The organism is Sporosarcina sp. FSL K6-2383 (genome assembly GCF_038618305.1).
Taxonomy (GTDB): Bacteria; Bacillota; Bacilli; order Bacillales_A; family Planococcaceae; genus Sporosarcina.
The window spans coordinates 2,703,980-2,717,488 of sequence record NZ_CP152017.1 but is presented as its reverse complement, the minus strand read 5'-3'; the positions used below and the strand labels follow the sequence as shown (position 1 = coordinate 2,717,488).

Genomic DNA, 13,509 nt, shown 5'->3' with positions numbered 1-13,509 from the left:
TTCGTGTTTTTATTTCGAAAAGTAAATTATTTTTGAATTATTGTACAAATGTTTGTATAATTAATATAGAAAGAAAAGGGGGAATTATTATGAACCGTGAACAACTGATTGCACCAGAACAATATAATCTTGTGAGTGAATTTGAAAAGTATGCGACAGGAATCGGAAAGAAAGCACTTATTTACATAAATGCACAAGGCGACAAGAAAGAAATTACATACGATGCACTAATGATATTAGCGAACAAAGCGGCTAATGTATTCAAAGCGAACGGACTCCAAAAGGGGGATGTCGTTCTTGTCATGGTACCGCGCTTGATTGAGGCGTACGTGACGTATATTGGAGCACTAAAAGCGGGACTTGCTGTCATTCCTAGTTCTGAAATGCTTAGATCCTCAGATATTGAATATCGTTTGGCTCATAGCGATGCGAAAGCGATTGTGGCCTATGACGCGTTCACTGATCAATTTAACGAAGTAAACAATATGAAGGATATTCAATTGTTTGTAGTTGGGAAAGCAGAGGAAGGACAGCAATCATTAACAGAACTGATGGAGATGGCATCACCAGAATTTAGCGCACCTGACACCAAAAGCTCAGACATGGCATTTTTATCGTACACATCAGGGACAACTGGCAAACCAAAAGGTGTCGTTCATTCACATGGATGGGGTTATGCTCATTTACGAACGACGGGTGCAAGCTGGCTTGGTATTGAAGAAGAAGATGTTGTATGGGCAACTGCTGCACCAGGCTGGCAAAAATGGATTTGGACACCATTTCTTTCCGTTTTGGGGAGTGGAGCAACGGGTTTAGTTTATGATGGGAAATTCGATGTTAAAACGTATTTGGGGCTCATTGCTAACTATCAGGTGAATGTGCTTTGTTGTACACCAACAGAATACCGATTTATAGCGAAAGCGGACAACCTAAAGGAATACGATATTTCTTCGATTCGAAGTGCTGTATCGGCAGGAGAGCCACTGAACCGTGAAGTGATTGACATATTCGATAAAACATTCTCCCTTCAAGTGAGAGATGGCTATGGGCAGACGGAAAATACATTGCTTGTAGGAACAATGCTTGGCATGGAAGCAAGACCTGGTTCAATGGGGAAACCAACGCCGGGGAACAAAGTCGATATCATCGATGATGAGGGGAATCCTATTACGGCAGGAGAAGTTGGAGACATTGCGGTACATATGTCAACGCCTGCGTTATTTAAGGAATATTTAAAAGACCCGGAACGGACGCACATGCAGTTCCGTGGGGAGTATTATGTAACAGGCGATCGTGCAAAAATGGATGAGGACGGTTATTTTTGGTTTGAAGGTCGGGGAGACGACATCATTATCAGTTCTGGTTACACAATTGGACCATTCGAAGTGGAGGATGCCTTAACGAAACATCCAGCAGTCCGTGAATGTGCAGTTATCGGAAGCCCAGACGAAGTACGTGGTAATATTGTCAAAGCATTTGTTGTGCTACGTGATCCCGAACGAAAAAGTGAGGACGGTCTCATTGCAGAATTGCAAGAGCATGTGAAAACATTAACAGCGCCTTATAAATATCCCCGTAAAATTGAATTTTTAGAAGAATTGCCGAAGACAGCTTCAGGAAAAATTATGCGTGTTGTATTAAGGAAACAGGAACAACAGTAAGTTATAGGTTAAGCCGCATTTGGAAGACGGTGAATCCGTTTTGACAAATGCGGTTCTTATATGTAATGAAAAAGTATATAGAAATTTTCAACTTTACCTAGCAACACAATGGGTCTATACTTAGCTTGTTATTTCGGAAAACTAAATAAAGGGGGATATCGTATGCAGACAGAAAGAAGCGGTGTCCTCTGGGCGGTCGGGTCATATTTAATCTGGGGAATTATGCCGATTTATTGGAAGAGTCTTGAGCATGTTAGTAGTACTGAAATAATTATTAGTCGTATTATTTGGGCATTTGTCATGACGTTTTTACTTGTGCTTATGATAAAGGGAGGACGGCATCTTAAAGAGGATATAAGAGGGCTCTGGAAAGCGCAGAGAGATTTTTGGTTATTAATTTTTGCATCCTTCCTCGTATCTGGTAATTGGTTCATCTATATTTGGGCTGTGAATCATGATTATATTGTCCAAGCGAGTCTCGGCTACTATATGAATCCGCTCATTTCAGTGTTGCTAGGAATCTTTTTTCTGAAAGAAAAGCTTAGTCGAGCACAGCAAGTGGCATTTCTACTTGCGACAATAGGTGTGGCGATTTTAACAATTTCATATGGTCAATTTCCGTGGTTAGCATTTTCGTTGGCCGCCACTTTCGCAGTGTATGGGCTCATCAAGAAAAGAATTCAACTAGATGCGTTGCGTGGACTAACAATTGAAACATTTTTTATTATGCCATTTGCTGTCATTTATTATATTTGGCTATTCATAGATGATAGTACAGTTTTTTTGCAAGTGGATATAAAGACCGATGTGTTACTGATTTTAACAGGTGTAGCAACTGCGTTACCACTTGTCATGTATGCCAAAGGAGTTCAAAGGATTCCACTCTACATGGCTGGATTTTTGCAGTATATTGCACCGACGATGATGTTGTTTATCGGAGTTGTCGTCTATAAAGAGTCATTTGACAAAATCGATTTGTTATCATTTTCGTTTATCTGGATTGCACTTATTTTGTTCACGGTGTCAAAAGTGCTAGAAGTGGTAAAAATAAAGAAGAGCCTCCTATAATTGGATGGCTCTTCTTTATCATAAATAAATACGCTGTACTTTTTCCCAAAATGAATTATCTTTCAGTTTTACAGTTTTAATTGTTTTTTCGCTTAACCGAATTTCCACATGTTCAACTTGGCGAATACCGAGTGCTTCGTTATCAGCAGCCATCGAAGGGAATGTATTGCCATCTTGGTGTATTTTAAGTTGTAGTTTTCTGCTGCCACTCATAATAAATGAAGAGCCGAGTGTTCGGTATTTATTGTTATTGACAGATGCTAGTTCGCTTACTTGGAAACAAGGCAGTAAAGGGTCAACAACTGCACCTTTAACAGATTTATTATAAGCTGTGCTACCTGTAGGTGTTGAAATGATTAGACCATCTCCAAGAAAAGCTTCGAATAATTTGTCGTCAATAATAACATCAAGTGCAAACGTTCGAAGAATGTTTGAGCGAATACTGAATTCATTCAAGCAATAGAATGGTTGGTGATTGTCAATCGTCACTTCGATAAGTGGGTATCTTCTTACCTCGAGTTTTTCTTGGTGAATAGCCTGCGTCATTTCGTAAAGATTGTTATAATGAAAATCGCAGTATAGTCCATGCTTGCCGGTTAGTGATAGTCCGGCATATAAGCAGTCCTGTCGAAAACCGGTTTTACGGACTGCTTGTAAAAAAGAACCGTCACTACCGATACTGATGATAATATTGGCCTCTTGGTCATTTTCAGTCATCGTAAAGCCCTCGTGGATGAGTGCTTCTTCGACCTTCGATTTTTTATCGAGTGAGTCTTTGTCGTGCTTACTGTAAATATAAATGTTCATCCGCTCTGTCATTAGTTTTGCTCCTTCCGAATGAGGTATCTTTATCTTAACACGGAAGTGAAACATTTTGGACTTTCAAACGTATAGAGTGATGTAAGAAAAAAGGAGGAATCGTAAATGACAATGAAACGATGGATCGCTATCATCGCCACGGCAGCACTTGTTTTTGTATCAATAGGTGTCAATTCGCTATCGTACATATTTACAAGAGATTTTAATAGTTTTTTTGAAGAGATGTTGGCGACATCGACATCGGGATATAGTGAAAACATATTGGAAGAGGGTGTGGGTAGGGAGAAAATCGCTGTCCTTACACTCGATGGAGTTATTCAAGATTTAGGAAATTCATCATCGATATTTCAACCAGTAGGCTATAATCATCAATTTTTTATGAACCAATTAGATGAGATTCGTGGGGATGAAAGTGTCAAAGGTGTTGTTCTCAAAGTGAATTCACCTGGTGGTGGAGTTGTCGAGTCGGCAGATATCTACGACGCTATTCGTGAAATTCAACTGACTAGAGAAATTCCACTCTATGTTTCAATGGGAGGCATGGCTGCTTCGGGAGGATATTATGTAGCAGCACCGGCAGATAAAATATTTGTCAATCGTGAAACAATTACAGGGTCAATCGGTGTCATTATGGAAAGTGTCAACTACGCAAAACTGGCTGAAAAATACGGCATTGATTTTAATACCATCAAAACAGGACCATACAAAGATATCATGAGCGGATCACGTGAAATGAAAGATGAAGAACGAGTGATGCTACAAGAAATGATTAATGATTCGTATGAACGCTTTGTGGATATCATTGAAGAAGGTCGTGGGATGACTGAGGCACAGGTCAAGGCTGTGGCAGACGGCCGAATTATGAATGGGCGCCAAGCGATTGAAGCTGGACTGGCAGATGGTATCGGCAAAGTTGATGATGTCATTATAGCTATGAAAGAAGATTATAACCTTCAAGACGCGACTGTATTTGAATATACAACACTCGATAGTTGGGGTTCGATTTTTAGTGTGAAAGCCAGTAACTTATTCGGAAGCAATATCGAATCGGAATTAATCGGTAAATTGCTGTCTGATTACAATGCCCCACGAATGATGTATTTGTATGGTGAAAGATAAGGGGGAGTGAGCATATGTCAGAGTATATCGAACAACCACCGAATCTACCGGAACAGCCTATTACAGTGAAATCAGTTGTAGACTCTCCAACTATTCAAACAGAGCATTTTAGGGCAAAATATGCCGGATTTTGGACTCGTTTCTGGGCGTATACCATCGATCTGCTTGTCCTTTATGCAATCAGTGGAATCCTCATTAAACCCATTTTTAGAGTGGTGGGTATCGATATTAACAACCCGTCATTTTTATTATTTAGCCCTTACAAAGTGACGGCACTACTGTTGTTGTTACTCTATTTTGCGCTTATGACGAAATTATTTGGGCAGACTGTAGGCAAAATGATTATGGGCATAAAAGTTGTGGCGAAGAATGGTGCACCGTTAACATGGGGGGCTGTCCTGTTCCGTGAAGTCTTTGGTAGATTCATTTCAAAAATGCTTGTGGTGCCCTATTTGCTAGTCTTGTTCATGCCTAAAAAAGAGGCTTTGCATGATGTTTTTGCGGACACAGTCGTTGAGTTTGAGTTTGTCTATGAAAAAGAGCTACACATAGGTCAACGCCAACAGCTTGAGGGACAACAGTTGCAAGAGTAGACTGCGATTTAGTATGATGGAGAAAGAAAAAGGAGGCGTCTTAATGGCTAACGTTACATTCAAGAATAATCCTGTTACATTACTCGGTAAAGAAGTTGCAGTAGGTGATACAGCGCCTGATTTTACAGTACTTGCAAATGATTTAAGCCCGGTTACACTGGCTGATTCAAAAGGCAAAATCCGTCTTATCAGTGTTGTACCTTCAATCGATACAGGTGTTTGTTCAACGCAAACACGCAAATTCAACGAAGAGGCTGCATCACTTGGCGATGATGTCCAAATTTTGACGATTTCAGTAGATTTACCGTTTGCACAAGCAAGATGGTGTGCAGCAGAAGGCATTGCAAATGTTCAAACATTATCTGATCACCGTGATTTGTCATTTGGAGAAGCGTATGGCGCGGTTATTGAAGAACTTCGTCTACTGACACGATCCATTTTTGTTATCGATAAAAACGATAAAGTTACATATGTCCAATATGTACCTGAAAATACAGATCACCCTGATTATGATAAAGCAATTGAAGCCGTTAACCAGTTAAAAAACTAATTACTGAAACCCACTCGGTGACGGGTGGGTTTTGTCGATAGAGGGATAGGAAATGACAACAGATACAGAAAAAGTATTTTCATTTATTGATACATATGCAGAAACATCCGATCAGCTTTATTTAGAAGCGATTATTGGGGCGTGCGAACACTGGCTTTCAGGTGAAGGTGGTCCTAGCCTATCGGAGTCTGTATCAAAAGAAGATATCCGTAGAGGAATTCAGCTTGCTATCCTTAAGGGAATGAAGCAAAATGCTCAACCACATCATCAGATGACCCCCGATTCGATTGGAATGTTAATCGGACATATTGCTAATAAATTGACGGTAGATGGGCATAATTTGACGGTACTGGATCCAGCGGCAGGGACGGGTAATTTGCTGTACACCGTTATGAATGCAATCGGCAACGGAGTAACGGCGACAGCGGTTGAAATCGACGATATACTTATCCGATTAGCTGCAGTTGTAGCAGAAGTCCTTGAACATCCCGTGACATTTTACGTTCAGGATGCTCTGCGTCCTTTACTTGTCGATCCCGTAGATATTACCGTCTGTGATGTACCTGTGGGGTATTATCCAGATGATGAGAATGCATTGAATTACGCATTGATGCCGGCTGAAGGGCATGCTTATGCACATCATCTCTTTATCGAACAATCAATGAACCATACAAAACCGGGTGGTCATGGATTATTTATTGTCCCGGCAAATTTGTTTGACTCTGAACAGTCACCTTTATTGCACCCGTTTTTGAAAAAACAAACCATTATTCGAGCTGTCATTCAGCTGCCGGATTCATTATTTAAAAGTTCGACACATGCAAAAAGCATTGTCGTTTTACAAAAGCCTTCTTCAGAAATTATTGCAACACCAGACGTCATGCTTGCGAAGGTTCCCAACATGACAGATAAGCGTGCCATGGCACTATTTCTTCAAAAGATTGATATGTGGGCTACAGAATAAGTAAGTCTTAATTAAAGTTACACCAAGTATATAGTTGAAATGAGGCATGAGTGATGCAAAACATTTTAGCGATTAACGCAGGTAGTTCGTCTCTAAAGTTTCAGCTTCTTCAAATGAAGAATGAACATGTAGTTGCAAAAGGACAAATTGAACGAATTGGTCTTTCTGATTCTATTTTTACAATGAAATCAGAACAAGGTAAAGTAGAAAAAATTCAGGATATCCACAATCATGCTGATGCAGTGAGCATACTTTTGGCTATGCTTTTGGACGAAGGAATTGTTCGCTCTTTCGATGAAATCGATGGGATTGGTCACCGTGTTGTTCACGGTGGGGAAGTGTTTAGTGATTCTGTATTAATTACTGAAGAAGTCCTATTAAAACTTGAGGAACTTTCTAACCTTGCACCGCTCCATAACCCAGCTAATATTATCGGTATTAGAGAATTTCAAAAGGCTTTGCCATCTGTACCAGCTGTTGCTGTTTTTGACACAGCTTTTCATCAGACGATGCCGGAAAGTTCGTTTCTCTATCCGCTACCGTATGAATATTATGAAAAATATGGTATACGGAAATATGGATTTCATGGGACGAGTCATAAGTATGTAACGGAGCGTGCGGCGGTACTATTGAATCGTCCTCTTGAACGCACGCGACTTATCTCTTGTCATTTAGGAAACGGTGCGAGTCTTGCGGCTGTTGAAGGTGGTCGGTCACTTGATACGTCGATGGGCTTTACACCGCTTGCGGGTTTAACGATGGGAACACGCTCGGGTGACATCGATCCGGCGCTGATTCCTTATATTATGGAGCAGACGGGAAAATCGGTAGAAGAAGTGCTCAATATATTGAATAAAGAGTCGGGTATGCTTGCTGTTTCAGGTTTTTCAAGTGATTTACGTGATATTGAAATTGAGGCATCGAAGGGCAATAGCCGTGCGCAGCTTGCATTAGATGTATTTGCCGACAAGATCCATAAATATATCGGGTCCTATGCAGCGCGAATGGGCGGTGTCGACGCAATCATTTTCACAGCGGGAATTGGTGAAAACAGTGATGTTATTCGTCGGAAGGTGCTCGAAGGTCTTGAATTTATGGGCGTGTATTTCGATCCGGATTTGAATAACATAAGAGGAAAGGAAGTTTATATCAGCTTCCCACACTCACCTGTGAAGGTATTGGTGATCCCAACTAACGAAGAAATCATGATTGCCCGCGATACGATTCGAGTTGCGGGATTATAAGTGTTAATTAAAAAGAGTTACCCGGCGAATATGTCGGGTAACTCTTTTCATTTTTTCATTACGCTTCTTCGGCTGTACGTACAACAAGCACATCACATTTTGCAGAGCGGACAATATTTTCAGAGACACTACCAATGAGGAAGCGTTCAACTGCATTCAATCCTGTTGCCCCACAAATGATAAGGTCTGCTTGTAGCTTTTTCGACAAATCGCGTGAAATCATTGTTTTAGGCGAACCGTACTCGACTATGATATTGACATTTTGTACTCCCGCTTTTTCGGCCTCCACTTTATAATCGTTCAATAGCTCTTCCGCAAATTTTTGCGCCCGTTCTGCAATTGATCGGTCATAGGCTTCAACAGCCGCGTAGGAACGTGTGTCAATAATATTTATCAAGTTCAAAGTCGCATCGTTACGATCTGCAATAGCAACAGCCTTTTTAAAAGCCCATTCTGATTCTTTTGATCCGTCCACCGCAACAAGAATTTGTTTGTATACTAATGTCATAGAAACCACTCCATTCTTAATTGGTATAATAACTACTTCGATAATAAAATCGGAAATCCTTTTAATCTATAAAATAAATTATTATGAATCGTTTAGTTATCACAATTTTGTTACATACTTTGTCGATAAATGGTACTTGTCAGGAGAGTGGCACAACCGTGTGATTGAGTATTCTGCGAATATTGAAAAATAGAGCGAAATGATTTTCTATCTGATAGAATAAAGTAAACATTGGATTACACAGCAAGTTAACGTGTAGCCAACGAAATAATCATTTTCTAGGGGGAAGAACAATGCGTATTGGGGTTCCAAAAGAAATTAAGAACAATGAAAACCGTGTCGCGATGACACCGGCAGGAGTTTTTACTCTAAAATCAGCTGGACACGAAGTCTTCATCGAAACAGGGGCTGGTCTCGGTTCAAGCTTTACAGATGAGCAGTATATTGCATCGGGTGCGCAAATCGTTGCGACTGCGGAACAAGCATGGGATACCGATATGGTGATGAAGGTAAAAGAGCCAATTACTTCAGAGTACGGCTTTTTCCGTGAAGGGCTTATTCTATTCACTTACTTGCATCTTGCGCCTGAAGTGGAACTGACAAATGCGCTACTTGCTAAAAAGGTTATTGGGATTGCTTACGAAACTGTTCAACTTCCGAATAATACCTTGCCTCTTCTTGCACCAATGAGCGAAGTGGCAGGACGTATGGCTACACAGATTGGCGCACAATATTTGCAACAGACGAACGGTGGTAAAGGAATTTTATTAGGCGGTGTACCAGGCGTTTCCCGCGGCCAAGTAACGATTATTGGTGGAGGACAAGCAGGAGCAAATGCAGCACGAGTTGCAGTGGGTATGGGAGCAAAGGTAACCGTGCTAGATCTGTCAGTAGACCGTCTGCGTTATTTAGATGAAATCTTCGGCAATGATATTCAAACACTGGTTTCTAATCCATTCAATATCGCTGAATCTGTGAAAAATTCAGACCTTGTTGTCGGTGCGGTTCTAATTCCAGGAGCAAAAGCGCCGAAATTAGTGTCAGAAGATATGGTGAAGTCGATGAAATCAGGCTCTGTACTTGTTGATATCGCTATTGATCAAGGGGGAATTTTTGCAACATCAGACCGTGTCACAACACATGATAATCCAACATACGAAAAACATGGTATTGTTCACTATGCAGTGGCAAATATGCCAGGGGCTGTTCCGCAAACTTCGACAATGGCACTTACAAACGTCACTGTGCCTTACGCATTGCAAATTGCTAACAAAGGTTATAAACAAGCATGTTTAGATAATTTAGCTCTACAAAAAGGTATTAATACATTAGAGGGACATGTAACGTACAAAGCTGTAGCAGATGACCAAGGCATTGACTATGTAACGGCTGAAACATTACTCAACCGTTAACTTGATTTATAAGAAAAAGGCTGTCCGCGAACTCGCGTGGACAGCCTTTCCCTATTTTTACGGTTGAATAATTTGTAATTCTTTCGGGAACTTCGTCAATACTTCAACGCCATTCGCAGTAACGACAACATCATCTTCGATTCGAACACCTGTGATCGCTGGATGATAAATACCTGGTTCAATGGTAAAGACCATCCCTTCTTCAAGCTCAAGCTCATTAGTCCCCGTAATTGATGGGAATTCATGCACTGAAATTCCTAACCCGTGACCAACGCGGTGTGTGAAATATTCTCCATAACCTGCCTCATCAATGACATCCCTTGCAGCTTTATCAATTTCAAAAGCCCGGACACCCGGTCGTACTTTATCAATTGCAGCCTGTTCGGCTTGTCTAACGGTTTCGTAAACTTCACGCATTTTTTCAGTTGGCTCGCCAAAAGCAACTGTTCGGGTAATATCGGAACAATAGCCGTTATAGACGACACCAAGGTCAAATAAGATGAAATCCCCCTGCTGAATTTTACGATCTCCTGGTGTGCCATGTGGAGAAGCTGTTTTCGGTCCAGATAGTACCATCGTATCGAATGACATTTTCTCGGCACCTTTTCTTTTCATCTCAAACTCAATCGCCATCAGTATTTCTAACTCGGTCTTACCTTCAGCAATTTCTTTGCAGCCAACTGTAATTGCATAATCAGCTAGCTCTGCTGCTTTTCGTAAATTAATCAGCTCGTCCTCACTCTTAATATTTCGCATAGTATTTAACTGTTCATCGAGTCGACTGAATGTCGTATTTGGCAATAGTTGTCCCATTCGCTCGAAGCGTTCCACGGTCAAATGTGCTTTTTCAATAGCGACAGTAACAGGAAGATCACCACGACTACGAATAGCCGACATCACGACATCCCATGCATCTTGCGTATCTTCATGTCCAACTGCTTCAAAAGACCACCCAGCCGCCTTGACGTCAGGCACTTCCATCAATGGACAGATGATGAAAGGTTCGGCATCCTTGAACACCATAACCCCTAATAATCGTTCGTGGGGATTACTGTGAAATCCTGTAATGTAAAAGACATTGTCAGGTGTTGTAATAAAAGCAGCATCGATATTCTCTTTGTGCAGATATTGTTGAATTTCTTTCACTTTACTCACTTTAATGACCTCCTTTTTATATAACATAATCATATCAAAAAAGAGGGTTTTTGGGTTGAATAACGAAAATTATATCTATGGATAAAAATGAAGGAGGTATTTTTGATGCGAATTTCATATCACGGACATTCCGTTGTAAAAATAATAACAGGCAACAATACCATTCTTATTGATCCGTTCATTACCGGAAATAAGCTGACGGACCTAGTTGTTAGTGATGAAAAGCCGAATATTATATTGCTGACACATGGCCATAATGACCATGTTGGTGATACAGTAGCCATTGCTAAAGCAAGTGATGCACTCGTTATTGCGACCTTTGAACTTGCTAACTATCTTGAAAATCAGGGTGTGAAAACGCACGGCATGGGTATTGGCGGAGCGTGTACCTTTGATTTTGGGACAGTGAAATTTACGCAAGCGTTTCATAGTTCATCCTACGAGACGGAGGATAATGATATCGTCTATACAGGGATGCCAGCGGGTATTTTACTGACAGTGGAAGAGAAAACAATTTATCATGCAGGGGATACAGCACTCTTTGGTGATATGCAAATGATTGGCAAACGTCATCCGATTGATGTAGCTTTCTTGCCGATTGGCGATAACTTTACAATGGGACCCGAGGACGCAGCTTATGCTGTGGAATTGCTGAATCCGCAAGTAACGGTTCCGATTCACTTCGACACATTTCCGCCCATTAAGCAGAATCCAGAAGTTTTTAAAAAGCTTGTCACTAATCATACAGTGAAAATTATGCGGGTTGGCGAGTCGTTCGAATCTTGAACAATTATTGGGATTTTAAATTCATTCAGCAAATGTGTTTGTACTGATAGGTAGCGAGATGAATGCGAAATAGATTTGTAATTCAGTGGGTGTTCAAACTCTTGCCCGGGGCGTGATTGATTTTCAACTCTATTCACTCCCTAGCCTACAAGCATCTAGCGCTTTTCTTTCCCTTTTGTGGTAGAATGGCTGTAAAGTCATGATAGGAAAAGGTGAAAACATGGCGACGAAGCATGAGTTAATATTACAGCATATTGAGGGGCTTGCTGTCGGCGAAAAAATATCTGTTCGCCAAGTAGCCCGTGCGCTAAATGTCAGCGAAGGAACGGCATACCGAGCTATAAAAGAGGCGGAAAACCAAAAACTCGTCAATACAATTGAACGCGTGGGGACAATTCGTATCGAAAAGAAAAAGAAAGACAATATTGAGCGGCTAACATTTGCAGAAGTGCTAAATATTGTCGATGGCCTTGTGCTTGGGGGACGTGGGGGCTTACATAAAACGTTGACCAAGTTTGTCATTGGTGCGATGCAACTGGATGATATGATGCGCTATATCGACGCAGGTAGTCTACTAATTGTAGGAAATCGCTTGAAAGCACATGAAACAGCTTTATTAGCAGGTGCTGCGGTGCTCGTTACAGGTGGTTTTGACGCATCAGATGATGTGAAAAAATTAGCGGATGAACTGGAGTTACCGGTTATTTCAACAAGCTACGACACATTTACTGTAGCGACAATGCTGAATCGAGCGATTTACGATCAGTTGATTGAAAAGGAAATTTTGCTTGTAGAAGATATTTTGACCCCGTTAGCGAAAACAATCACATTATCAACGAAGGATAAGGTTACTCATTTCAATGAAGTGAACCGCCAGACGTCCCACTCAGGCTATCCCGTTATTGAAAAAAACGGTAAACTCGTAGGTATTATTACGTCACGTGATGCCATTGGTAAATCGAATGAAGAATTGATTGAGAAAGTGATGACACGCCATCCGATTACGGTTACAGGTAAGACAAGTGTAGCATCAGCGGGGCATAGTATGATTTGGGAAGGTATCGACCTCATGCCAGTTGTGACGGATGCAGGAATGCTTGCAGGTATTATTAGCAGGCAGGATGTGTTGAAGGCATTCCAAATGACACATCGGCAGCCACAGCAAGGTGAGACCATTGATGATATCGTAAAAAACCAAATGAAAAGCTCGGCAGATCAGAAAATGACTGTAGAATTTACAGTTATTCCGCAAATGACAAACCAGTTTGGTTCGTTGTCCTATGGCGCATTGACGACGTTATTGACAGAAGCCGGGAATCGAGCCATCAAAATGCGTAAGCGTGGGGAAAGTGTTCCAGAAAATATGACATTGTACTTTATAAAGCACGTCCAACTAGGTAGTGTCGTCATCGTAGAACCGCGTATTTTGCAAATAAGCAGACGGTTTGTCAAAGTAGATTTCGATATTTTATCGGAAGGTGAATTTGTCGCAAAGGCTGTGTTCATGTACCAATTGTTTGAGCGTTAATGTTAGATCAATTACGCCTCGGCGTAATTGCGTCCAGATTTTGAAACGAGCTTCGTTAACTCCTTTCAAAATCTGTGACATCCGCCGGAGGCTTGACTTTAA

The 13,509-nt window shown here is 41.0% G+C and carries 13 protein-coding genes; 10 read left to right on the top strand and 3 right to left on the bottom strand.

Annotated elements, in window-relative coordinates:
- Positions 1 to 89: 89 nt before the first annotated feature.
- Both MKZ10_RS13405 and rarD read left to right on the top strand, forming a co-directional pair.
- Positions 90 to 1,661 carry an AMP-binding protein gene (locus tag MKZ10_RS13405; RefSeq protein WP_342505446.1) on the top strand — a complete coding sequence of 524 codons (1,572 nt, stop codon included), beginning with the start codon at positions 90 to 92 and terminating at the stop codon, positions 1,659 to 1,661.
- A gap of 162 nt (positions 1,662 to 1,823) precedes the next feature.
- Complete coding sequence (gene rarD, locus MKZ10_RS13400; protein ID WP_342505445.1) at positions 1,824 to 2,729, top strand: EamA family transporter RarD; 906 nt, start codon at positions 1,824 to 1,826, stop codon at positions 2,727 to 2,729.
- Positions 2,730 to 2,747: 18 nt separating this feature from the next.
- On the opposite strand, the gene MKZ10_RS13395 is transcribed toward rarD, so the two are convergent.
- On the bottom strand, positions 2,748 to 3,548 hold the full coding sequence (locus MKZ10_RS13395; RefSeq protein WP_342505444.1) for an NAD kinase: 801 nt from the start codon (positions 3,546 to 3,548) through the stop codon (positions 2,748 to 2,750).
- 105 nt (positions 3,549 to 3,653) lie between these two features.
- On the opposite strand from MKZ10_RS13395, the gene sppA reads away from it, so the two are divergent.
- The 5 genes from sppA to MKZ10_RS13370 are packed head-to-tail and all read left to right on the top strand — an operon-like array spanning position 3,654 to position 8,018.
- Positions 3,654 to 4,667, top strand: coding sequence for a signal peptide peptidase SppA (gene sppA / locus MKZ10_RS13390; protein ID WP_342505443.1), 1,014 nt, complete (start codon positions 3,654 to 3,656; stop codon positions 4,665 to 4,667).
- Between the two features lie 14 nt (positions 4,668 to 4,681).
- Positions 4,682 to 5,260 (top strand): RDD family protein, encoded by a 579-nt coding sequence (locus tag MKZ10_RS13385; protein WP_342505442.1) that lies wholly within the window; start codon positions 4,682 to 4,684, stop codon positions 5,258 to 5,260.
- Between the two features lie 43 nt (positions 5,261 to 5,303).
- Complete coding sequence (tpx, locus tag MKZ10_RS13380) at positions 5,304 to 5,810, top strand: thiol peroxidase (RefSeq protein ID WP_342505441.1); 507 nt, start codon at positions 5,304 to 5,306, stop codon at positions 5,808 to 5,810.
- Between the two features lie 52 nt (positions 5,811 to 5,862).
- Positions 5,863 to 6,774 (top strand): class I SAM-dependent methyltransferase, encoded by a 912-nt coding sequence (locus MKZ10_RS13375; protein WP_342505440.1) that lies wholly within the window; start codon positions 5,863 to 5,865, stop codon positions 6,772 to 6,774.
- Positions 6,775 to 6,827: 53 nt separating this feature from the next.
- Positions 6,828 to 8,018 (top strand): acetate kinase, encoded by a 1,191-nt coding sequence (locus MKZ10_RS13370; RefSeq protein ID WP_342505439.1) that lies wholly within the window; start codon positions 6,828 to 6,830, stop codon positions 8,016 to 8,018.
- A 58-nt stretch (positions 8,019 to 8,076) separates the two neighbouring features.
- On the opposite strand, the gene MKZ10_RS13365 is transcribed toward MKZ10_RS13370, so the two are convergent.
- A complete protein-coding gene (locus MKZ10_RS13365; protein WP_342505438.1) occupies positions 8,077 to 8,526 on the bottom strand; it encodes a universal stress protein in 450 nt (149 codons plus the stop codon).
- Positions 8,527 to 8,819: 293 nt separating this feature from the next.
- On the opposite strand from MKZ10_RS13365, the gene ald reads away from it, so the two are divergent.
- Complete coding sequence (gene ald / locus MKZ10_RS13360; protein ID WP_342505437.1) at positions 8,820 to 9,938, top strand: alanine dehydrogenase; 1,119 nt, start codon at positions 8,820 to 8,822, stop codon at positions 9,936 to 9,938.
- A 57-nt stretch (positions 9,939 to 9,995) separates the two neighbouring features.
- Here ald and MKZ10_RS13355 read toward each other — a convergent pair whose 3' ends face one another.
- Entirely contained in the window at positions 9,996 to 11,093 is a 1,098-nt protein-coding gene (locus tag MKZ10_RS13355; protein WP_342505436.1) for a Xaa-Pro peptidase family protein, read from the bottom strand.
- Between the two features lie 105 nt (positions 11,094 to 11,198).
- Between MKZ10_RS13355 and MKZ10_RS13350 the strand changes: the two genes are divergently transcribed.
- Together MKZ10_RS13350 and MKZ10_RS13345 are read left to right on the top strand one after the other, a co-directional pair.
- Entirely contained in the window at positions 11,199 to 11,879 is a 681-nt protein-coding gene (locus MKZ10_RS13350) for a metal-dependent hydrolase (RefSeq protein WP_342505435.1), read from the top strand.
- 220 nt (positions 11,880 to 12,099) lie between these two features.
- A complete protein-coding gene (locus MKZ10_RS13345; protein WP_342505434.1) occupies positions 12,100 to 13,407 on the top strand; it encodes a DRTGG domain-containing protein in 1,308 nt (435 codons plus the stop codon).
- The last annotated feature ends 102 nt before the right edge of the window (positions 13,408 to 13,509 follow it).

Coding starts and splice junctions, on each gene's coding strand:
- MKZ10_RS13405 (WP_342505446.1), top strand. CDS start 90: ATGAACCGTGAACAACTGATTGCACCAGAACAATATAATCTTGTGAGT.
- rarD (WP_342505445.1), top strand. CDS start 1,824: ATGCAGACAGAAAGAAGCGGTGTCCTCTGGGCGGTCGGGTCATATTTA.
- MKZ10_RS13395 (WP_342505444.1), bottom strand. CDS start 3,548: ATGACAGAGCGGATGAACATTTATATTTACAGTAAGCACGACAAAGAC.
- sppA (WP_342505443.1), top strand. CDS start 3,654: ATGACAATGAAACGATGGATCGCTATCATCGCCACGGCAGCACTTGTT.
- MKZ10_RS13385 (WP_342505442.1), top strand. CDS start 4,682: ATGTCAGAGTATATCGAACAACCACCGAATCTACCGGAACAGCCTATT.
- tpx (WP_342505441.1), top strand. CDS start 5,304: ATGGCTAACGTTACATTCAAGAATAATCCTGTTACATTACTCGGTAAA.
- MKZ10_RS13375 (WP_342505440.1), top strand. CDS start 5,863: ATGACAACAGATACAGAAAAAGTATTTTCATTTATTGATACATATGCA.
- MKZ10_RS13370 (WP_342505439.1), top strand. CDS start 6,828: ATGCAAAACATTTTAGCGATTAACGCAGGTAGTTCGTCTCTAAAGTTT.
- MKZ10_RS13365 (WP_342505438.1), bottom strand. CDS start 8,526: ATGACATTAGTATACAAACAAATTCTTGTTGCGGTGGACGGATCAAAA.
- ald (WP_342505437.1), top strand. CDS start 8,820: ATGCGTATTGGGGTTCCAAAAGAAATTAAGAACAATGAAAACCGTGTC.
- MKZ10_RS13350 (WP_342505435.1), top strand. CDS start 11,199: ATGCGAATTTCATATCACGGACATTCCGTTGTAAAAATAATAACAGGC.
- MKZ10_RS13345 (WP_342505434.1), top strand. CDS start 12,100: ATGGCGACGAAGCATGAGTTAATATTACAGCATATTGAGGGGCTTGCT.